Genomic DNA, 21,680 nt, shown 5'->3' on the forward strand with positions numbered 1-21,680 from the left:
GATATTATAGGAACCTGTAAGAGGCTTTACGCCGCAACCAACTCAATGCAATTGCCGTCCGGGTCGGCAATGACCGCTTCATAAAAGCCATCGCCGGTCCATCTTGCGGGGCTGAGTAAACGCCCGTTAGCCTGTGCTTTTTGCGCCATCGCTTCCACATCCTTAACACTGCCGACAGTAATCGCGATATGCGCCCAGCCGACAAACTCCGGGTTAGCTGGCGCATCATCAAGCTCAGGCAAGGCCATCAGTTCAATGGTTGGCCCCTCGGTCAGGGAAATGAAGTGCGATGCGAACCCAGGACGATTTTTACTCAGATAGCGTTCGTTGCTCTGACCGCCGAACACGTCCTGCCAGAAAGCGACTTGCGCATCGAGGTTGCGTGTCCAGAGCGCGACATGTGCAATTTTCATCTTTTATCTCCATCGTGGTTATGCCCGGTGACAGCGTTGACAAGGCAGTTAAGAATGCTGGATTATGCTCATTATTGCTCGATGATATTTCAATAAAGAGGCTTTATGCTCGATTATGCAGCTTTCCCGCAACAGCGACAAGCACGTATTCGCCAGCTTTTGCAGGAAAACGGACGCGTTGTCTGTGCAGAACTGGCCAGCCAGATGCAGGTATCTGAACATACTATTCGCAGGGATTTACAAGAACTTAGCAATTCAGGCATATGCAAAAAGGTCTACGGCGGCGCGGTATTACCGTTGCCGGAAGCCGGGAATTTTCACAGCCGAAAAGTGAAAAACAGTTCAGAAAAGGACAAGATCGCGCAGCAATGCGCAGCGCTGGTGAAACCAGACACCTGTATTTTCATTGATGCCGGTACGACCAATCTGGCCATCGCCAGAGCGCTGCCCGCGGAGATCCGCATCACAGCAGTGACCAACTCCCCTGAAATCGCCGTAGAACTCATGACACGCGCGCATAGCGAGGTGATTCTCCTCGGTGGGCAGATTCATCAGGCCACCGGAGGATGCGTCGGCAGCGGCGCTGTGGCACAGATTCAGGAGATGTTATTCGATCAGGTGTTTATTGGCGGCTGCGCCATGGATCCGGATATTGGGCTGACGGGGTTTGATTTCGCCGACTGCGAATTTAAAAAGGCGGTGCTGAAACAGAGTAATCAGACGGTTGTCGCCCTGACGGCAGATAAACTGCCCGGCGTAGCGCGCTATGTGGTGGCACGGCCTCAGGCGCTTGACGTGATCGTCATTGAGGCGAATATCAGCGATGCACTGCGTACCGTCTTAAAGGAACATCACATTACGCTCATCACGGCCTGAAACAAAAGCGCCGCCTCCCGGACGGAAGGCGGCGTGAACATTACAGATCGGCCGTTTTGTCGAACTTCCCGAGCATTTCACGCTCGTAAGCCGCGGCTTTTTTGCGGTCGAACTTGTGTTCCCACTTGGCGATAACCAGCACCGCCAGCGCATTACCCACAACGTTCAGAGCGGTACGCGCCATATCCAGGATACGGTCAACACCGGCAATAAAGGCCAGACCTTCCAGCGGAATACCCACACTGCCCAGCGTTGCCAGCAATACCACAAATGAAACCCCCGGCACACCGGCAATGCCTTTCGAGGTAACCATCAGCGTCAGCACCAGAATGATCTCCTGGCCCAGCGACAGGTCGATACCGTAAAGCTGGGCAATAAAGATGGCCGCAATACTCTGGTACAGCGTAGAGCCATCGAGGTTAAAGGAGTAACCGGTCGGTACCACGAAGCTGGTGATTGACGCCGGCGCGCCATAGGCTTCCATCTTCTCGATGATACGCGGCAACACGCTTTCTGAACTTGCGGTGGAGTACGCCAGGATCAGCTCATCTTTGAGGATGCGGATGAGCGTCCAGATGCTGAGTTTGCACATCCGCGCCACGAGTCCCAGCACCACCAGCGCAAAGAACAGCACCGCAAAGTAAACCAGCACCACCAGTTTCGCCAGCGGCCACAGGGAAGCAAAACCGAAGTTCGCGACCGTTACGGAGATCAGCGCAAAGACCCCGACCGGCGCGTAACGCATCACCATATGGGTCACTTTGAACATGGTTTCAGAGATAGAACGGAATACCGTAACCAGCGGTTCGCGGTGCGTTGCAGGCAGTGAAGAAAGCCCCAGGCCAAACAGTACCGAGAAGAAAATAATCGGCAGCATTTCGCCCTTCGCCATCGATGACACGATGTTGGTCGGCACCAGAGACAATATCGTATTCATTAAGCCATGCGCGTGGCTTTGCACTTCTGCCGTGGTGCTCTGGTATTTCGAAATATCCACCGTGGCGAGTTGCGACATATCAATGCCCGCCCCCGGCTGGAAAACATTCGCCAGTGTAATACCCAGCACAATGGCCACCGTGGTGATCACTTCGAAATAAATAATGGTCTTGGCGCCAATACGACCCAATTGTTTCGCATCACCTACACCGGCAATACCCACAACCAGTGTGGAAATAACAATCGGCACAACTATCATTTTAATCAAGTGAATAAAGATATCGCCTGCCGGAGACAGGAGGTTCGCAATCAGCCATTCGCGGCTGTCGCTTTGATAATGCAAGTAACTGCCCAGAAGAATACCCAGCACCAGGGCCAGCAAAATCTGCCAGGCCAGGCTGACTTTAAAATTTTTCATAACTCGAGACATCCTCAATGAAGCGACCTTCCCGGTGGGGAACGACTCATACGGAAAGGGTATGGTTAGCGTCACACGCTCTTGCGGGGTTTTTTAACGCGCATTATCAGTACCATTTGCAGGGCGTAGGGCGCAAGCCTTTACCAGAAGGGGGATTGACTGAATTTATGCATAAAAACGCTTTTTTATGCCATTTATCATGCATAACCAGTTGTTATGAAAAAACTTTTTTTCTGTCATTTTTAGATAATTAACCCCGGCAATTATTTTGCTTCAAAGATTCATTTGTTCAGTTTTCATACGGTTCAATCAATGCGTGATCTATAGCGCAAATAATAAACAAACCAGGCAAAGCCCCTATAATTAACGTTTATTTGACATATTATTAACATCCTACAAGGAGAGCAAAAGCCATGAGCCAAATCCATAAACACGATATTCCCGCAAATATTGCGGAACGTTGCCTGATTAATCCGGAGCAGTACGAGGCTAAATATCAGCAATCTATTACTGACCCGGATACTTTCTGGGGCGAGCAAGGCAAAATCCTTGACTGGATTAAACCCTATCAGAAGGTGAAAAACACCTCCTTCGCCCCGGGTAATGTCTCCATTAAATGGTACGAAGACGGTACGCTGAACCTCGCGGCCAACTGTCTTGACCGCCATCTTGCCGAACGAGGCGATCAAACGGCCATCATCTGGGAAGGCGATGACGCCAGCCAGAGTAAACAGATTACCTACCGCCAGTTGCATGCGGAAGTCTGTCGCTTTGCCAATGTCCTGACAGATCTGGGCATTAATAAAGGCGACGTGGTCGCTATCTATATGCCCATGGTTCCTGAAGCCGCGGTTGCGATGCTGGCCTGTGCGCGTATCGGTGCGGTCCACTCAGTCATTTTCGGCGGCTTCTCGCCGGAGGCCGTTGCCGGACGTATTGTTGATTCCAGCTCCCGGCTGGTGATCACCGCCGATGAAGGCGTGCGCGCCGGGCGCACTATTCCTCTCAAAAAGAACGTTGATGACGCCCTGAAAAACCCGAACGTGAAATCCGTTGAACACGTCGTGGTGCTTAAACGGACCGGTGGGAAAATTGACTGGCACGAAGGCCGTGACCTGTGGTGGGACGCGCTCACCGCTAACGCCAGCGCGGAACATCAGCCGGTTGAAGTCAATGCGGAAGATCCGCTGTTTATCCTCTATACCTCCGGCTCGACGGGTAAACCTAAAGGCGTACTGCACACCACCGGCGGCTATCTGGTTTACGCAGCCACCACCTTTAAATATGTCTTCGATTATCATGACGGCGACGTTTACTGGTGTACCGCCGATGTCGGCTGGGTTACCGGTCATAGCTATCTGCTTTACGGACCGCTGGCCTGCGGCGCGATCACGCTGATGTTTGAAGGTGTACCGAACTGGCCAACCCCAGCACGTATGAGCCAGGTCGTAGACAAACACAAGGTCAATATTCTCTACACCGCGCCAACGGCTATCCGTGCGTTGATGGCGGAGGGCGACAAAGCTATTGACGGTACCGATCGCTCTTCGCTGCGTATTCTCGGCTCAGTCGGCGAACCCATCAACCCGGAAGCCTGGGAGTGGTACTGGAAGAAAATCGGCAACGAGAAATGCCCGGTCATGGACACCTGGTGGCAGACCGAGACCGGGGGCTTTATGATCACCCCATTACCCGGTGCGATACAGCTCAAAGCGGGTTCTGCGACCCGTCCATTCTTTGGCGTACAGCCTGCGCTGGTGGATAACGAAGGTCATCCGCAAGAAGGCGCTACCGAAGGTAATCTGGTGATCACTGACTCCTGGCCAGGCCAGGCGCGTACCCTGTTTGGCGATCACGAGCGTTTCGAGCAGACCTACTTCTCTACCTTCAAAAACATGTACTTTAGTGGCGACGGCGCGCGCCGCGATGAAGATGGCTACTACTGGATCACTGGCCGAGTGGATGACGTGCTGAACGTTTCCGGCCACCGTCTGGGGACCGCGGAGATTGAATCGGCGCTGGTGTCCCACCCGAAAATCGCCGAAGCCGCGGTGGTGGGCATCCCACACAATATTAAAGGCCAGGCCATCTACGCTTACGTCACCCTGAATCATGGTGAAGAGCCAACGCCTGCGCTCTATACCGAGGTGCGTAACTGGGTGCGTAAAGAGATTGGTCCGCTGGCGACGCCGGATGTCCTGCACTGGACCGACTCTCTGCCCAAGACCCGCTCCGGCAAAATCATGCGCCGTATTCTGCGCAAAATTGCCGCCGGGGATACCAGCAACTTCGGCGATACCTCGACCCTCGCGGATCCGGGTGTCGTGGAGAAACTGCTCGAAGAGAAACAGGCCATCACCATGCCATCGTAACCTCGCATTCCCCCTCTCCCCGTGGGAGAGGGTCGGGGTGAGGGCATTGCAACAAACCACCCCCTCACCCTCTCCCTCAAGGGAGAGGGAATAACAACAAACCCTACCTTACCTCTGGAGAGTTCTGTGATGAATGACACCATTTATCAACGGATAGAAAACAATGCGCATTACAGGGAGCTCGTCGAAAAGCGGCAACGGTTTGCCTTCATTCTTTCCATCATCATGCTGATTATCTATGTCGGTTTTATTCTGCTGATCGCCTTTGCACCGGGCTGGCTCGGTACGCCGATCTCCGCGGGCAGTAGCGTCACGCGGGGTATTCCAATCGGTATTGGCGTGATTGTGATTTCGTTTGTGCTGACCGGCGTATACGTCTGGCGGGCAAATGGCGAGTTTGATCGTCTGACAAAAACCGTTCTGCAAGAGGTAAAAGCATCATGAAGCGTGTTCTGACGGCGCTCGCCGCCACACTGCCTTTTACGGCCAATGCCGCCGATGCCATTACCGGCGCGGTCCAACGCCAGCCAACCAACTGGCAGGCGATCATCATGTTCCTGATCTTCGTGGCGCTGACGCTCTATATCACTTACTGGGCGTCAAAACGCGTGCGTTCGCGTAACGATTACTACACGGCAGGCGGCAATATCACGGGCTTTCAGAATGGCCTGGCGATTGCCGGTGACTTTATGTCAGCCGCATCGTTCCTCGGGATCTCTGCGCTGGTCTACACCTCCGGCTACGACGGGCTGATTTACTCGCTGGGCTTCCTCGTCGGCTGGCCAATTATTCTGTTCCTGATTGCCGAACGTCTGCGTAACCTGGGACGTTACACCTTCGCCGATGTGGCCTCGTATCGCCTCAAACAGGGACCGATTCGCACGCTCTCCGCCTGCGGTTCGCTGGTGGTGGTGGCGCTCTATCTGATAGCCCAGATGGTCGGTGCAGGTAAGCTTATTCAGTTACTGTTTGGCCTCAACTACCACGTTGCGGTAGTGCTGGTCGGCGTATTGATGGTGATGTATGTCCTGTTCGGCGGCATGCTCGCCACCACCTGGGTACAGATCATCAAAGCCGTATTACTGCTGTTTGGCGCAAGCTTTATGGCCTTTATGGTGATGAAGCATGTCGGCTTTAGCTTCAATAGCCTGTTTAGCGAAGCGATGGCGGTTCACCCGAAAGGGGAGGCCATTATGCGTCCAGGCGGTCTGGTTAAAGATCCGATCTCCGCACTGTCGCTGGGCCTGGGGCTGATGTTTGGTACCGCAGGTTTGCCGCATATTCTGATGCGTTTCTTCACAGTGTCAGATGCGCGTGAAGCCCGTAAGAGTGTGTTCTACGCCACGGGTTTTATGGGGTATTTCTACATTCTGACCTTTATCATTGGCTTCGGCGCCATCATGCTGGTCGGGGCAAACCCGGCATTTAAAGATGCGGCGGGCGCGCTGATTGGCGGCAATAACATGGCAGCGGTGCATCTGGCGGATGCGGTCGGCGGCAACCTGTTCCTCGGCTTTATCTCTGCCGTAGCCTTCGCCACCATCCTGGCGGTGGTCGCCGGGCTGACGCTCGCGGGCGCGTCGGCGGTGTCTCATGACCTGTATGCTAACGTCATTCGTAAAGACGCCACCGAACGTCAGGAGCTGAAAGTGTCGAAGATCACCGTTCTGGTGCTTGGTGTGGTCGCCATCCTGCTGGGTATTCTCTTCGAAAAGCAGAATATTGCCTTTATGGTGGGGCTGGCGTTCTCCATCGCGGCGAGCTGTAACTTCCCTATCATTCTGCTCTCCATGTACTGGTCGAAACTGACCACCCGTGGCGCAATGATTGGCGGCTGGCTGGGCCTGCTGACGGCGGTGATTCTGATGGTTCTCGGCCCGACCATTTGGGTGCAAATCCTCGGCCACGCGCAGGCTATTTTCCCGTATGAATACCCGGCGCTGTTCTCTATCGCCGTGGCCTTTATCGGTATCTGGATCTTCTCGATTACCGACAACACGCAAGAAGGCATTCGCGAGCGCGAACAGTTCCGTGCCCAGTTCATCCGTTCACAAACGGGTGTCGGTATCGCCCAGGGCCGCGCACACTGATTTCCTCTCTCTCCTCCCCGGCTATTTTAGCCGGGGATCACATTTTTCCTCCGTCACAGTATCCATCCTTTCCGGTCGCGCTACAGTAAACAAGCAAAATGAAACATTGTTTTATTACTTGGTTTGTTTATTAACGTCAAAAGAGGATGCGATGAAAAAATATGCTCTTGTCGGGACAGGCGGACGCGCCGGATTGTATATTTCCGCCATCGGCGGCGAGTGGAAAGAGAACGCGCAACTGGTGGCTTTTTGCGATACCAACCAGACGCGAATGCATTACGCCAATACGTTATTACAAAATGAAGGCGCGGCGCCGGTATCAACCTGGAAAGCCACGCAATTTGAAGCGATGATCCATGAGACGCGCCCGGATATTGTTATCGTCACCACCATGGACCGCACCCACGACGACTATATCGTGCGGGCGCTGAAAGCAGGCTGTGATGTGATCACCGAAAAGCCGATGACCATTGATGAAAAACGGGCGCTGCGCATTCTTGATGCCATCGAAGATACCGGTCACACCGTTCGCGTGGCGTTTAATTACCGCTATGCGCCGCACCACAGTAAGGTGCGTGAATTGCTGATGAACGGCACCATTGGCGAGGTTTACTCCGTTCACTTTGAATGGCTGCTCAACACCGAGCACGGCGCGGATTATTTTCGCCGCTGGCACCGGGAAAAACGCAACAGCGGCGGCCTGCTGGTTCACAAATCAACCCACCACTTTGATTTAATGAATTTCTGGCTCAATAGCTATCCGGAGCGCGTCTACGCCGAAGGCGGCCTGCGCTTTTATGGCAAAGAAAACGCGGAAAAACGGGGTATGACGGAGTTCTATCCGCGCGCCCACGGCTATGCGGCGGCCAAAGAAGATCCGTTTGCCCTGCACATGGCGGACAATCCGCAGCTTAAGGCGCTCTATCTGGATGCGGAGCATGAAGATAACTACTGGCGCGATCAGAGCGTTTTCAGCGACGGCATCACTATTGAAGATACCCTCTCGGTGCTGGTGAAATACCAGAACCAGTGCCAGCTCAGCTATTCGCTGAATACGTATTTGCCCTGGGAAGGGCTGAATGTGGTGTTTAACGGCAGTGAAGGCAGGCTGGAGATGAAAATCGTCGAGAAATCCTATGTGAACGCCGGGGGAGAACGGGCGAACGAGGGGAGCCTGGAGTCCTGCAATATTACCGTCTTCCCGATGTTTGCCGCCCCCTGGGAGGCGAATTTTACCCTCGGCGAGGGCGGTCACGGCGGCGGTGATAACGCGATGCTGGCCGATCTGTTCGGCACGCCGGGTAACGATCCGCTCAACCGCGCCGCCGATCACCGCGCCGGGGCGATGTCGATCCTGACCGGCATCGCGGGTAATATTTCTCTGCAGCAACAGCGTCCGGTCAATTTCCGTGAATTCGAACTGGTGTCGCGTTTGAAAAAACAGGGTTAAAACATCAGCCGCGCCACCAGCGGCGCGGCTAATACCGTCACCACACCGGAGAGCATCATCACCAGGCTGGCGACCACCCCTTCCTGCTGACCCAGCTCGTAAGAACGCGCCGTTCCCGCACCATGGGATGCCGCACCAAACCCTGCACCTTTTGCCATGCCTTCGCGAATCGAGAGGCGTAAAAAAAGCACATCCCCCACCGCCATGCCAAACACTCCGGTAATGACCACAAAGAGCGCCACCAGATCCGGCTGCCCACCCAACGGCCCTGCCGCTGCCAGCGCAAACGGCGTCGTCACCGAGCGCACCGCCAGGCTGCGCTGAATGTCATCCGGCAGAGTAAATAAACGCGCCAGCCAGACTGAGCTGGTTACCGCGACCACCGTAGCGGTGATAACGCCAGCAGAAAGCGACATCCAGTGACGACGAATGACAGCAAGATTGTCATAGACCGGCACAGCAAACGCGATGGTCGCCGGGCCTAACAGCCAAAGCAGCCAGTGGGATTCACCGATATAACGCTGCCAGGAGATATGCCCGAACACCAGGATCAGCACCAACAGTATCGGGGTGAAGACTAACGGCATTAACGGGAGCTTATGGAATCGGCGGTACAGGCGTTTATTGAGATAATAGATAACCAGCGTCATGACAAGGCAGAGCACGCTCAGGGCAAAATCACTCATGATTCAGCCTGCTGATTTCGAAGCGATAAACCTTATCAACCACCCAGGCCGTGGCCCCCAGCACCATCAAGGTACTGAGAGCAATAACGGCAAAAATACGCCAGCCTTCCACCATCAAAAGCTGTGCGTAATTCACCACGGCGACAACGGCTGGCACAAAGAACAGTAGCATTTCGGCCAGCAGCCAGCGCGCGCCGGCTCTCACCCAGTTAAGGGGAACAATCCGGCATAAAATCAGCGCCAGCATCAGGATCATGCCCACCAGGTTAGCGGGAAGGGGAAGATGCAGCCACTGCACCAGATATTGCGCCACGATAAACAGCCCGGCATAGAGAAAAACCTGAACCGGAACCTGCAGTCGACGCACAATGGCAGGCGTAATACGACCTAACGCCATATCCATAGATAATTCTCGCGGAAATGAGACAGAGAGCACAGTATAGGGATCCGCTACGCCATACTGAAATGAATTAAACTCATCGCATGCATAGTTTAAAGGAATAATTATGGACATCAGAACGCTGCGCTATTTTGTGGAAGTCGTGCGTCAACAAAGTTTCACTCGCGCAGCGGAACGGTTGTTCGTCACTCAGCCAACGATTAGTAAGATGTTGAAAAACCTCGAAGATGAGTTGAACTGTACGCTACTCATTCGCGACGGACGCAAATTACTTCTCACCGATACCGGGCGCGTGGTGTTTGAGCGCGGTCTGGCTATCCTTGCTGAGTTTCGTCAGCTTGAGGCGGAGCTCGATGATATCAACCACTTAAATAAAGGGCTGCTGCGCCTCGGCATCCCCCCGATGGTCGGCATGCTGATGGCCGGGCCAATAGGCCTGTTTCGTCAGCGCTATCCCGGCGTCGAACTGAAAATCTCCGAGTTTGGCGGCCTGACAGTCCAGCAGGCAGTCATCAACGGCGAACTGGATCTGGCGATGACCGCCCTGCCCGTCGAAGAGGAAAGCGGTCTTTCTACGCTGCCGCTGTTTAGCCATCCCCTCTGTGTGCTGGTGCCGCGCTCCGGCGACTGGCTGAACGCCAGGTCGGTGACGCCTGAACAACTGGCCGGGCACCCGCTGCTCATCTATAACGAAGATTTCGCCCTCAGCCGCCAGCTTATGCAGCTGTTTAACGAGCATGGCGTCAAGCCCCGGATCGCCGTGCGTAGCGGGCAGTGGGATTTTCTGGCCGCGATGGTACAGGCAGGGGTGGGGATAGCGATTTTGCCGGAGCCTATTTGCCAACGGCTGGATAAACAGACGCTGCGCTGGGTCCCGCTGGAGAGTGATTTACGCTGGCATCTGGGGATGATTTGGCGTGAAGGTGGCTATTTGTCCCGCAGTGCGCAGGCCTGGCTGCAATGCTGTGAAGGGTTCTGGGTGAATACGAATATTGCGGATTTGCCGCCGGGCGAAGGAAAGATGTAGCCCAAGCGGGGGAATATCCCGGATGCGGCGTAAACGCTTAATCCAGGCTACAAAATCGATGAGGGCGGCTGGCCGGGAGCCCGGGTCGCCAGGGTGGTGGCGGTGAGCCACCCTGGCACGTTCACAGGTTCTGACGTGACAGAGAATCAATAAACATGAAGTGAACGGAATGACCACCAGCGCCGCATTTCCCCCTCCCCCAGGCCCTCTCCCTCAGAGAGGGGAAAACCTACTTATTCTCTATCAGCAGCGCTTCCAGCAAATCGAGATCGTGCAGCATCTTCTGAAGCGTCTCGTTGCTGATTTGCCGTGTTGCCCGCAGGTGGTAAAGCTCTGCCCGTTCCGAACGCAGGGCTGCAAGACGGAAACGGCGCTCAAGGTTCTCTTCGAGCAACGAACTTTCCGCATTGTTGCGGCCATCCGCACGGCGACGCAAATTACCAATGACCCTTGAGCTCACTTCCGTGAGCAATTGATTATCGATGTTTTCTTCCGCATCGGCGGCCAGGCGTTCTTCCATTTTCTGAATGGCCACTATTGCCACTTCCGCGGTGATCGCCCGCGCGAGGCGCTCTTCTTTATGCTGCTGAGTATGATCGCGGACCTCAATATGTTGCAGCAACGCAGGCAGGGCAATGACGCCGACAAACAGTGAAAACAGAATCACCCCCGCCGCCAGGAAGACCAATTCATAGCGGGCAGGGAACCCTGAGCCATCGGGCAAAAACAGCGGAATGGATAACACACCGGCCAGCGTAATCGCACCGCGCACCCCCGCAAAGGAAGCGATCAGCAATTCTCGCGTGCTCCAGGAGCCAAACTCCATCGGCTTTTTGTGCAAAAAGCGCCTGCTGAATTTCTTCATTGTCCACAGCCAGCCAAAGCGCACCAGCATCAGCGCACCGTAAATCAGCACGATATCGGTGAACAACATCCAGGTTTCGACATTCGGATCAACTTCTGCCGCCGCCAGCGAGGATTCCAGAATGCCCGGCAATTGCAGGCCCAACAGCAGGAACACCATGCCGTTAAACACAAACTCCAGCATTGCCCAGGTACTGTTGGCACGCAGGCGCATCGCCAGTGGGGCAGAGCGCATCACGCCGGAACGGGTAATGGTCATCCCGGCAGCCACCGCCGCCAGGATGCCCGAAAAGCCAATATGTTCCGCAATCAGGTACGAGGCAAACGGCAGCAGGAACAACAGAACGATTTGCGTGGCAGGTTCATCACCCCCCCAACGGCTCAGAAAACGCAGCGAGCGTCCATACAACCAGCTCACGACAAAGCCGGCGAGAATGCCGCCCAGCGCCACTTTCACGAACTCCAGCGTCGCCCCGCCGACGGTAAAGACCATTGTGCCCATGGCGACCGCCACAGCAAATTTCAGTGATACCAGGCCGGATGCGTCATTCATTAACGCTTCGCCCTGCAAAATTCCCATGATTTTTTTTGGGATGCGCCCTTCCCCGACGATGCCAGAAAGCGCTACCGCATCGGTGGGTGAGAGGACCGCCGCCAGCGCGAACGCCGGAATCAGGGGGATACCGGGTACCAGCCAGTAAATCAAAAAACCAATCCCGACGACAGTAACCACCACCAGGGCCAACGCAAGACCGAGGATCTCCCTGCCATGTTCAAGGAATTCACGCGTGGGGGTTTTCCAGCCATCGGCGAACAGTAACGGCGGAATAAACAGAACGAGAAACAGTTCCGGATCGAACTCCACATGCAACCCGAACGTCGGGAAAGCCAGCAGTGCGCCGATGGCGATTTGCATAAGAGGAAGGGGGATCTGGAAGGGCATTACACGCGTGACAACGCCCGAGAGCGATACCACTAAGGTCATGATGAGGATGGTAAAAAAGATTTCCATGCGTTCCCTGTTGCGATGTTTTTTATTAAGGCGTCATGCCTTGATGATAGAACATTCAGCTTAACGCAAAGGAAACAGGATGTGCGCAAAAAATGAAAACGGGCGGCCTGAGCCACCCGTTTTACACATGAAGCGGGATATTAGATTGCCCAGCCGCCAGCATAGAAAGCAACCAGCGCCACGGCGATAACCACAGTACCGATATTCAGTTTACGGAAATCACCGGAGACCACGCGACCAATCACCAGAGAGGCAAAACCGATCATAATGCCGGTAACGATGTTACAGGTGAGTACGATGAATACTGCGGTGATCAGACCGGACATCGCATCAACGAAGTCGGCAAAGTCGATCTTCGCCACGTTGCTCAGCATCAGCAGACCTACGTACATCAACGCCGGAGCCGTAGCGTAAGCCGGAACCAGGTAGGAGAGTGGAGAGAGGAACAGAATCAACAGGAACAGCACGCCAACGGTGATCGCTGTCAGGCCGGTTTTACCGCCTGCCGCCGTACCCGCCGCAGACTCGATGTACACCGCTGCAGGCGCTGCGCCCACCAGACCGGAGAACACGCTGCTCAGGGAGTCGGTGGTCAGCGCTTTGCCGCCATCGATAATCTGGCCGTCTTTATCCAGCAGATTCGCCTGACCGGCTACCGCACGGATAGTACCGGTAGCATCGAATACCGCCGTCATCACCAGCGCCAGCACACTTGGCAGCACGACCGGGTTTAACGCGCCAACGATATCCAGGCTGCCGATCAGGGAGTTGCCTTTATCATCGCTCAGCGATGGCATAGCGAAAATACCGGAGAAGTGCACGCTCGGGTCGAAGATCAGCCCGACAATCGAGACACCAATGATGGTCAGCAGGATGCCACCCGGTACTTTCAGTTTTTCCAGACCGATGATCACCGCGAGGCCAATCAGCGACATGATCACCGGGAAGCTGGCGAAATGACCCAGCGTGACCGGCAGGCCGTCCAGCGGGTTCTTGATAACCAGGCCTACGCCGTTCGCTGCGATCAGCAGCAGGAACAGACCGATACCGATACCGGTGCCGTGCGCAACACCTTGCGGCAGGTTGCGCAGGATCCAGCTACGGATGCCGGTTGCGGAAATAACGGTAAAGAGCACACCCATCAGGAACACGGCACCCAGAGCGACCGGAACACTGATATGTTGACCCAGCACCAGGCTGAACGCGGTGAACGCGGTCAGTGAGATGGCACAACCAATCGCCAGCGGCAGGTTTGCCCACAGACCCATGACAATCGAACCTACACCAGCAACCAGGCAGGTAGCGACAAACACCGCCGCTGGCGGGAAGCCCGCTTTACCGAGCATGCCAGGCACGACGATAACGGAATAGACCATCGCCAGAAACGTGGTTAAACCAGCAACAATTTCCTGACGAACAGTACTGCCGCGAGCAGAAATTTTAAATAAGGCGTCAAGCGAACCGCCGGTACGCGCAGAAGGCGTAGACATAGGAAACATCCCCTGAGAGTTTTTATCTTTCGTTGATATGCGTGGCGGACAGTGTCCACTGCCGGTTAAACGTCGTCTCCCTGAGCTGCGTTGTGACGAAGGGGTGTCACAAAAAGCAAACGATTAACTCCGCGCATACAAAACGGTTGGTCAAAAAAGGCAAACGATTATCCAGCGTTTAGATATCGCTTTTCAACTGAACTTTGCCGCTTTTTGCTAATTTTCGCTTATGACGATGAAGAATTAACCGACCGATGCGCAAACGTTATCGTCCCTGCGCAACTTTGCAACATTTCAGGATCATTATTACGCACCGGGGAGATCAAAAGGGCCGCCCTGCTCAATCGCCCGTTGCCAGGCCGGGCGCATTTCAACGCGCTTTTTCCATGACTGCGTATGCGGAAGATCGGTAATACCGCCTCGCGACAGCAATGCGAAAATCGGGAAACTCATCTGAATGTCGGCCATGCTTAACTGCTCTCCGGCAAACCAGGGCTTCACCGCCAGCTGCGACTCGATAAAACGCGCGTGGGTTTCAATTTGCTTATTAAGCCAGGCTTTCTGGATGCCCTGGCCAAGCATTTTTCCTATCGTTCGCACACCAAACGGCACCGGTGGTTTACCGAGACTGGTGAAAACCAGCTTCATTAATAATAAAGGCATCAACGATCCTTCGGCATAATGCAGCCAAAAGCGATACTGCTGACGTAACTCTCTCTCCTGTGGCTTCAACTGGCTGTTTGTATCGTAGGTCTCCTGTAAATATTCCAGGATAGCGCCGGATTCAGCAATGATGAGATCGTCGTCCTCAAGCACCGGTGATTTGCCCAACGGATGCACTTTTTTGAGTGACGCTGGGGCCAGCATGTTTTTTTCACGTTGATAATGAATGAGTTGATACGGTAAACCCAATTCTTCCAGCGCCCACAGAATGCGCTGAGAACGAGACTGATTAAGATGGTGAACTTTGAGCATGACAGGCTCCCGCTGAGTTATTCGAATTAACTATAGAAAAGCTTGCCCTTTGGATGAAAAATTTCCTAAAAAAAAGGGTTCTGATGTGGCGAAATTTTCGCCATTGCCTAGACTAAAAGTGTCAGCACAATCCGGAACCTCCAACATATTGAGGGGTGCTGATGTCGGGGGAAACCCTCCCATAACAGATTGGGATAGAGAGAAAGACAAAGACCGGACCGACTAAAGCGCCCCAGGTGGGCGCTTTAGTTTTTTGCATTGCTGTCGCCCCATCAGCGCCACCGGGGGACTGCCTTTTTTCGGCTAATCGCTTTCCAGCAGCCGTGCCCCTGTGCCCTGAGCACCTAACTGGTCCCCAGGATTTCGTAGCGGGCAATCACTGTGGGACAGACAACCGCAGCCAATACAACCATCCAGATCATCACGTAACGCCACCAGCGTGTGAATACGCCTGTCTAACTCTTCGCGCCACTGTGACGAAAGGTGCTTCCACTCTTTCGCGCTTAGCGTATGCCCTTCCGGCAGTACGCCAAATGCATCGCCGATGGTCGACAGAGGAATACCAATACGCTGGGCGATTTTAATGATCGCCACATAACGTAATACATCGCGCTTATAGCGACGTTGATTACCGGCATTACGGGTACTTTTTATAAGCCCTTTGCTTTCGTAAAAATGCAGCGCGGAAACGGCCACGCCGCTGCGTTTCGCCACTTCGCCGGGCGTAAGCAGCGTCTTGATACGCGGTGTTTTCTTTTCCATAAAACCTCTTTACCTCAAGTTAACTTGAGGAATTATACTCCACCGCAGACAAAACGACGAATCGAGAAAGAGGCAGCTCTATGTCCCATCAGCAAATTATTCAGACCCTTACGGAATGGATTGATGAACATATCGACCAACCGTTGAACATTGATGTAGTCGCCAGAAAGTCCGGATATTCAAAATGGTATTTGCAGAGAATGTTTCGTACCGTGATGCATCAGACGCTGGGCGACTATATTCGTCAGCGCCGTCTGCTACTGGCTGCGGAAGCACTGCGTACTACGCGGCGTCCCATTTTTGATATTGCGATGGATCTGGGCTACGTTTCGCAACAAACGTTTTCACGCGTGTTTCGTCGGGAATTCGATCGGACTCCCAGCGACTATCGCCACCATGCGTAAGTGTCGCCGGGATGATTACTTTAGCGAAGGTGGCTGCGCGACCCAGGCTTTAAACTCCTGTGGCGGCAGTGCCTTCGCAAAATGCCATCCCTGACAGTACTGCACGCCACGCTTAAGTAACCAGGTTACCTGTTCTGCTGTTTCCACACCCTCCGCGATAATCTTCAGGCGCAAACTGTGTGCCATCTCAATGATGTGCTCGGCGATCAGGTGGCTGGTGCTATTGGTCGTCAGGGTATCGATAAAGGATTTATCGATCTTTAAGATATCGACATTGAGGGAGTACAGGTTGTGCAAGTTCGAGTAACCGGTTCCGAAGTCATCAATCGCCACCTCGTAACCTGGTAATGACTCCAACTTACTGATAGTGTTTTATGTTCAGATAATGCCCGATGACTTTGTCATGCAGCTCCACCGATTTTGAGAACGACAGTGACTTCCTGCCCAGCCTTGCCAGATGCTGCCTCAGATTCAGGTTATGCCGCTCAATGCGCTGCGTATATCGCTTGCTGATAACGTGCAGTTCTCCCTTCAGGCGTGATTCATAAAGCGGCCAGCCATCCGTCATCCATACCACGACCTCAAAGGCCGACAGCAGGCCCAGAAGACGCTCCAGCGTGGCCAACGTGCGTTCACCGAATACGTGCGCCACAACCGTCCTCCGTATCCTGTCATACGCGTAAAACAACCAGCGCTGGCGTGATTTAGCGCCGACGTAACCCCACTGTTCGTCCATTTCCGCGCAAACAATGACGTCACTGCCCGGTTGTATGCGTGAGTTTACCGACTGCGGCCTGAGTTTTTTAAGTGTCGTAAAATCGTGTTGAGGCCAACGCCCATAATGCGTGCACTGGCGCGACATCCGACGCCATTCATGGCCATATCAATAATTTTCTGGTGTGTACCGGGCTGAGAGGCGGTGTAAGTGAACTGTAGCTGCCATGTTTTACGGCAGTGAGAGCAGAGATAGCGCTGATGTCCGGCAGTACTTTTACCGTTACGCACCACGCCTTCAGTAGCTGAGCAGGAGGGACAACTGATGGAGATGGAAGCCACGGGAGAACCTCAAAAACACCATCGTACACTAAATCAGTAAGTTGGCACCATTACCCATCAAGATATATATAACTATTCGATCAAGAATAATCGATGTTCCGAAAAGTGCCAACTCTGGCAAAATAGGCATGAAATCACAATAGAAGTATCTTCATGAATTTAAAAGGATTCCTCGTGGCCATAGCAAAACGATATCGTCACATCGGGGATCGCTTCCCCTGGACGCAAAATGCCCCTTTGCACAGACAATTTTGCTCATTTGCACACTGGCGAATAAAAGAACAAATGTGATATAGTTCACACATTCTTGAGACAGAGAACACTGTTTCAACGTAGAACGTTATTTCAGCAGATTTTCTGCGCCTGCACACATTGATCAGGCTCATGGCGTATCCCCTTGTGCCTGAAAGTTTTTCTTTCGAGGATCGTTTTCATGGCAACATTAACCACCAGTGTCGTTCTTCTTCGTTGGCAGATACTGAGTGCAGTGCTGATGTTTATGGCCAGCACATTGAACATTCGCTTTCGTAAAGCAGATTATGTAGGTCTTGCTGTGATAAGCAGCGGCCTCGGTCTGGTAGCCGCTTGCTGGTTCGCGACGGGCCTGCTGGGCATTACGATGGTCGATGTCCATGCCGTCTGGCACAACGTCATCAATATCATGACGGAGATGTCAGAGAAATCTTCTCCCGAATGGCCGATGGTGATTACCTGACAGTAAGCCCTTCATAACGTCACCAGGTCACAAAAAACCCCGCAGCGCGGGGTTTTTGTCGATACGTTTCCCAGAACGGGTCGCGCTGATAAGGCCGATGGCCTGCAATCAGAACGGAATATCGTCGTCGAAGTCCATCGGCGGTTCGTTAGACGGCGCCGGAGCGGACTGCTGTGGGCGAGACTGCGCGCCGCCGCTGAACTGGTTACCGCCCTGCGGCTGTTGAGGTTGACCCCAACCACCTTGCTGGCCCTGGCCGCCGCCCATATTGCCGCCTGCCGGAGCACCGCCGCCCTGACGGCCACCCAGCATCTGCATGGTGCCGCCCACGTTAACCACGACTTCGGTCGTGTATTTCTCAGCGCCGGACTGATCGGTCCATTTGCGGGTACGCAACTGACCTTCGATATAGACCTGAGAACCTTTACGCAGATATTCACCGGCCACTTCCGCCAGTTTGCCGAACAGCACAACGCGGTGCCATTCAGTCTGCTCTTTCATTTCGCCGGTCGCTTTATCACGCCAGGATTCGGAGGTCGCCAGCGTAATGTTGGCCACTGCACCACCACTCGGCATATAGCGTACTTCCGGGTCCTGCCCCAGATTACCGACGAGAATCACCTTGTTTACGCCTCTGCTGGCCATGATCGTGTCTCCTGAAAACATTTCTAAATAGTGTAAGCGCGGGAGTGTACCATTTCCACGTGGTCTTTCGAAAGTTTCGAAGCATCTTCCAGAGTTCTCGCGGACTGTACATTGTTGCACAATTTGCCAAGTACCGCATTCCAATACTGTATATCCAGCCAGGTTAAATTGTGTCATAATTAGCCGTTTCTGACCGCCGGTTGTCCTTCAAATCGACCAGGCATGCCGAGTTATTACCGGGAAAGGTGAATGGATAAGATCGAAGTACGGGGCGCGCGCACCCATAATCTCAAAAACATCAACCTCGTCATTCCACGCGACAAATTGATTGTCGTTACCGGTCTGTCGGGTTCGGGTAAATCTTCACTGGCTTTCGACACTCTTTATGCCGAAGGGCAGCGTCGCTACGTTGAATCTCTTTCCGCTTATGCCCGTCAGTTTCTTTCGCTGATGGAAAAGCCTGACGTTGACCATATTGAAGGGCTCTCTCCTGCTATTTCTATTGAGCAGAAGTCGACCTCGCATAACCCGCGCTCTACCGTCGGGACAATTACCGAAATTCATGACTATCTGCGTCTGTTGTTTGCCCGCGTAGGCGAGCCGCGCTGCCCGGACCATGACGTTCCGCTGGCGGCGCAGACTGTCAGCCAGATGGTCGACAATGTACTGGCGCAGCCGGAAGGCAAACGTCTGATGCTGCTGGCGCCGGTGATAAAAGAACGTAAAGGCGAACACACCAAAACGCTGGAAAACCTGGCAAGCCAGGGTTATATCCGCGCGCGTATTGATGGCGAGGTTTGCGATCTGTCCGATCCGCCGAAGCTGGAGCTGCAAAAGAAACACACCATTGAAGTTGTGATCGACCGCTTTAAAGTGCGCGAGGATCTGGCGCAGCGTCTGGCAGAGTCATTCGAAACAGCGCTGGAGCTTTCCGGAGGCACGGCCGTGGTCGCCGACATGGATGATTCCAAAGCCGAAGAGCTGCTTTTCTCGGCCAACTTCGCCTGCCCTATTTGCGGCTATAGCATGCGCGAGCTGGAACCGCGCCTGTTCTCCTTTAACAATCCCGCAGGTGCCTGCCCGACCTGTGATGGCCTCGGCGTACAGCAATATTTCGATCCTGACCGCGTGATCCAAAACCCGGAACTGTCGCTGGCTGGGGGCGCTATTCGCGGCTGGGATCGCCGTAATTTCTACTATTTCCAGATGCTGAAATCTCTGGCCGATCACTACAAATTTGATGTGGAAGCGCCATGGGAGAGCCTCAGCCCTACCGTACATAAAGTGGTGCTGTTCGGCTCCGGCAAAGAGAGTATTGAATTCAAATACATGAACGACCGTGGCGATACCTCCGTGCGCCGCCACCCGTTCGAAGGCGTGCTGCATAATATGGAACGCCGCTATAAAGAGACGGAATCCAGCGCGGTGCGTGAAGAGCTGGCGAAATTTATCAGCAACCGTCCTTGTGCCACCTGCGAAGGTACGCGCCTGCGTCGTGAAGCTCGCCATGTTTTCGTGGAAAATACGCCGTTACCGACCATCTCTGACATGAGCATCGGTCACGCAATGGACTTCTTCAATAATCTGAAACTGTCCGGCCAGCGCGCGAAAATCGCTGAAAAAGTGCTGAAAGAGATTGGCGATCGCCTGAAATTCCTGGTTAACGTCGGCCTGAATTACCTGACGCTTTCCCGTTCCGCTGAAACCCTTTCCGGCGGTGAGGCGCAGCGTATCCGTCTCGCCAGCCAGATTGGCGCAGGTCTGGTGGGCGTCATGTATGTGCTGGATGAGCCGTCCATCGGCCTGCATCAGCGCGATAACGAACGTCTGCTCGGTACGCTGATCCACCTGCGTAACCTCGGCAACACGGTCATCGTGGTCGAACATGATGAAGATGCCATTCGCGCCGCAGACCATGTTATCGATATCGGCCCGGGCGCCGGGGTGCATGGCGGACAGGTGGTCGCCGAAGGCCCGCTGGAGGCGATTATGGCCGTGCCGGAATCCCTCACCGGGCAGTATATGAGCGGCAAACGCCAGATTGCGGTGCCGAAAAATCGTGTTAAAGCCGATCCGGAAAAAGTGCTCAAACTGACCGGGGCGCGCGGCAACAACCTGAAAGACGTAACGCTGACGCTGCCGGTAGGGCTTTTCACCTGCATCACCGGGGTCTCTGGTTCGGGTAAATCCACGCTGATCAACGACACGTTGTTTCCGATAGCCCAGCGCCAGTTGAACGGTGCCACCATCGCCGAACCCGCACCTTATCGTGATATTCAGGGGCTGGAACATTTCGACAAAGTCATTGATATCGACCAGAGTCCGATTGGCCGTACGCCACGTTCCAACCCGGCGACCTATACCGGTGTTTTCACCCCGGTTCGTGAACTGTTTGCCGGTGTGCCGGAATCCCGTTCACGCGGCTATACCCCAGGGCGTTTCAGCTTTAACGTCCGTGGTGGACGCTGCGAAGCCTGCCAGGGCGACGGCGTGATCAAGGTTGAGATGCACTTTCTGCCGGATATCTATGTGCCGTGCGACCAGTGCAAAGGCAAACGCTATAACCGCGAAACGCTGGAGATTAAGTACAAAGGCAAAACTATCCACGAAGTGCTGGATATGACTATCGAAGAAGCCCGTGAATTCTTTGATGCCGTCCCGGCGCTGGCGCGCAAGCTGCAGACATTGATGGACGTAGGCCTGACGTATATCCGCCTGGGTCAGTCAGCGACGACGCTCTCCGGCGGTGAGGCACAGCGCGTGAAGCTGGCGCGAGAACTGTCGAAACGCGGTACCGGCCAGACGCTCTATATTCTGGATGAACCGACCACCGGTCTGCACTTTGCCGATATTCAGCAACTGCTGGACGTCCTGCATCAGTTACGTGACCAGGGCAATACCATCGTGGTGATTGAGCATAATCTGGACGTGATCAAAACCGCAGACTGGATTGTCGATCTCGGTCCGGAAGGCGGCAGCGGCGGCGGGGAAATCCTCGTGTCCGGCACGCCAGAAACCGTCGCCGAGTGTGAAGCCTCACACACGGCGCGATTCCTGAAACCGATGCTGAAATAACCTTCCGGGCTGTA

19 protein-coding genes and 1 pseudogene are annotated in these 21,680 nt (G+C 54.2%); 9 read left to right on the plus strand and 11 right to left on the minus strand.

Annotated elements, in window-relative coordinates:
- Positions 1 to 26: 26 nt before the first annotated feature.
- Entirely contained in the window at positions 27 to 413 is a 387-nt protein-coding gene (locus AB182_RS23250; RefSeq protein WP_047372161.1) for a VOC family protein, read from the minus strand.
- A 105-nt stretch (positions 414 to 518) separates the two neighbouring features.
- Between AB182_RS23250 and AB182_RS23255 the strand changes: the two genes are divergently transcribed.
- Complete coding sequence (locus tag AB182_RS23255) at positions 519 to 1,289, plus strand: DeoR/GlpR family DNA-binding transcription regulator (RefSeq protein WP_047372162.1); 771 nt, start codon at positions 519 to 521, stop codon at positions 1,287 to 1,289.
- A 40-nt stretch (positions 1,290 to 1,329) separates the two neighbouring features.
- Here the strand turns inward: AB182_RS23255 and gltP are convergent, their stop codons facing one another.
- Positions 1,330 to 2,643: a glutamate/aspartate:proton symporter GltP gene (gltP, locus tag AB182_RS23260; protein WP_047372163.1), complete on the minus strand. Its 1,314-nt coding sequence runs from the start codon at positions 2,641 to 2,643 to the stop codon at positions 1,330 to 1,332.
- A 413-nt stretch (positions 2,644 to 3,056) separates the two neighbouring features.
- On the opposite strand from gltP, the gene acs reads away from it, so the two are divergent.
- The 4 genes from acs to AB182_RS23280 all read left to right on the plus strand — a co-directional run bounded on the left by acs (position 3,057) and on the right by AB182_RS23280 (position 8,555).
- Entirely contained in the window at positions 3,057 to 5,015 is a 1,959-nt protein-coding gene (gene acs, locus AB182_RS23265) for an acetate--CoA ligase (protein ID WP_047372164.1), read from the plus strand.
- 129 nt (positions 5,016 to 5,144) lie between these two features.
- Positions 5,145 to 5,459: a DUF485 domain-containing protein gene (locus AB182_RS23270; protein WP_047372165.1), complete on the plus strand. Its 315-nt coding sequence runs from the start codon at positions 5,145 to 5,147 to the stop codon at positions 5,457 to 5,459.
- Positions 5,456 to 7,105, plus strand: a complete 1,650-nt coding sequence (gene actP / locus AB182_RS23275; protein ID WP_047372166.1) for a cation/acetate symporter ActP — start codon at positions 5,456 to 5,458, stop codon at positions 7,103 to 7,105. Before AB182_RS23270 ends, actP begins: the two co-directional genes overlap by 4 nt.
- A 151-nt stretch (positions 7,106 to 7,256) precedes the next feature.
- On the plus strand, positions 7,257 to 8,555 hold the full coding sequence (locus AB182_RS23280) for a Gfo/Idh/MocA family protein (protein WP_047372167.1): 1,299 nt from the start codon (positions 7,257 to 7,259) through the stop codon (positions 8,553 to 8,555).
- Here the strand turns inward: AB182_RS23280 and AB182_RS23285 are convergent.
- Together AB182_RS23285 and AB182_RS23290 are read right to left on the minus strand one after the other, a co-directional pair.
- Positions 8,552 to 9,241 (minus strand): LrgB family protein, encoded by a 690-nt coding sequence (locus AB182_RS23285; RefSeq protein ID WP_047372168.1) that lies wholly within the window; start codon positions 9,239 to 9,241, stop codon positions 8,552 to 8,554. The genes AB182_RS23280 and AB182_RS23285 overlap by 4 nt on opposite strands.
- Positions 9,234 to 9,644 (minus strand): CidA/LrgA family protein, encoded by a 411-nt coding sequence (locus tag AB182_RS23290; protein ID WP_047372169.1) that lies wholly within the window; start codon positions 9,642 to 9,644, stop codon positions 9,234 to 9,236. Before AB182_RS23290 ends, AB182_RS23285 begins: the two co-directional genes overlap by 8 nt.
- Positions 9,645 to 9,747: 103 nt before the next feature.
- Between AB182_RS23290 and AB182_RS23295 the strand changes: the two genes are divergently transcribed.
- Positions 9,748 to 10,668 (plus strand): LysR family transcriptional regulator, encoded by a 921-nt coding sequence (locus AB182_RS23295; RefSeq protein WP_047372170.1) that lies wholly within the window; start codon positions 9,748 to 9,750, stop codon positions 10,666 to 10,668.
- 229 nt (positions 10,669 to 10,897) lie between these two features.
- On the opposite strand, the gene AB182_RS23300 is transcribed toward AB182_RS23295, so the two are convergent.
- The 4 genes from AB182_RS23300 to soxR form a co-directional block, all read right to left on the minus strand.
- Positions 10,898 to 12,544 (minus strand): Na+/H+ antiporter, encoded by a 1,647-nt coding sequence (locus tag AB182_RS23300; protein ID WP_047372171.1) that lies wholly within the window; start codon positions 12,542 to 12,544, stop codon positions 10,898 to 10,900.
- 140 nt (positions 12,545 to 12,684) lie between these two features.
- On the minus strand, positions 12,685 to 14,034 hold the full coding sequence (gene ghxP, locus AB182_RS23305) for a guanine/hypoxanthine transporter GhxP (protein ID WP_047372172.1): 1,350 nt from the start codon (positions 14,032 to 14,034) through the stop codon (positions 12,685 to 12,687).
- Between the two features lie 306 nt (positions 14,035 to 14,340).
- Entirely contained in the window at positions 14,341 to 15,009 is a 669-nt protein-coding gene (locus AB182_RS23310) for a glutathione S-transferase family protein (RefSeq protein ID WP_047372173.1), read from the minus strand.
- Between the two features lie 303 nt (positions 15,010 to 15,312).
- Positions 15,313 to 15,771 carry a redox-sensitive transcriptional activator SoxR gene (gene soxR / locus AB182_RS23315; RefSeq protein ID WP_047372174.1) on the minus strand — a complete coding sequence of 153 codons (459 nt, stop codon included), beginning with the start codon at positions 15,769 to 15,771 and terminating at the stop codon, positions 15,313 to 15,315.
- Positions 15,772 to 15,851: 80 nt separating this feature from the next.
- On the opposite strand from soxR, the gene soxS reads away from it, so the two are divergent.
- Positions 15,852 to 16,175 (plus strand): superoxide response transcriptional regulator SoxS, encoded by a 324-nt coding sequence (gene soxS / locus AB182_RS23320; protein ID WP_047372175.1) that lies wholly within the window; start codon positions 15,852 to 15,854, stop codon positions 16,173 to 16,175.
- A gap of 15 nt (positions 16,176 to 16,190) precedes the next feature.
- On the opposite strand, the pseudogene AB182_RS23325 reads toward soxS, so the two are convergent.
- Positions 16,191 to 16,517 (minus strand): annotated as a pseudogene (locus AB182_RS23325) (EAL domain-containing protein); the annotation flags it as partial.
- A 16-nt stretch (positions 16,518 to 16,533) separates the two neighbouring features.
- Positions 16,534 to 17,231 (minus strand): IS1 family transposase gene (locus tag AB182_RS23330; protein WP_223883564.1). Its coding sequence is split into 2 segments (ribosomal slippage): positions 16,534 to 16,982 and positions 16,982 to 17,231, totalling 699 coding nucleotides; the frame shifts between segments, so codons are not numbered across the junction.
- Positions 17,232 to 17,664: 433 nt separating this feature from the next.
- Between AB182_RS23330 and AB182_RS23335 the strand changes: the two genes are divergently transcribed.
- Positions 17,665 to 17,946 carry a YjcB family protein gene (locus AB182_RS23335; protein ID WP_047372177.1) on the plus strand — a complete coding sequence of 94 codons (282 nt, stop codon included), beginning with the start codon at positions 17,665 to 17,667 and terminating at the stop codon, positions 17,944 to 17,946.
- Between the two features lie 108 nt (positions 17,947 to 18,054).
- Here AB182_RS23335 and ssb1 read toward each other — a convergent pair whose 3' ends face one another.
- Positions 18,055 to 18,591 (minus strand): single-stranded DNA-binding protein SSB1, encoded by a 537-nt coding sequence (gene ssb1 / locus AB182_RS23340; protein ID WP_039077898.1) that lies wholly within the window; start codon positions 18,589 to 18,591, stop codon positions 18,055 to 18,057.
- 249 nt (positions 18,592 to 18,840) lie between these two features.
- Here ssb1 and uvrA point away from each other — a divergent pair, with 249 nt between their 5' ends.
- Positions 18,841 to 21,666 carry an excinuclease ABC subunit UvrA gene (gene uvrA / locus AB182_RS23345; protein WP_047372178.1) on the plus strand — a complete coding sequence of 942 codons (2,826 nt, stop codon included), beginning with the start codon at positions 18,841 to 18,843 and terminating at the stop codon, positions 21,664 to 21,666.
- The last annotated feature ends 14 nt before the right edge of the window (positions 21,667 to 21,680 follow it).

Source organism: Phytobacter ursingii (assembly GCF_001022135.1).
Classification (GTDB): domain Bacteria; phylum Pseudomonadota; class Gammaproteobacteria; order Enterobacterales; family Enterobacteriaceae; genus Phytobacter; species Phytobacter ursingii.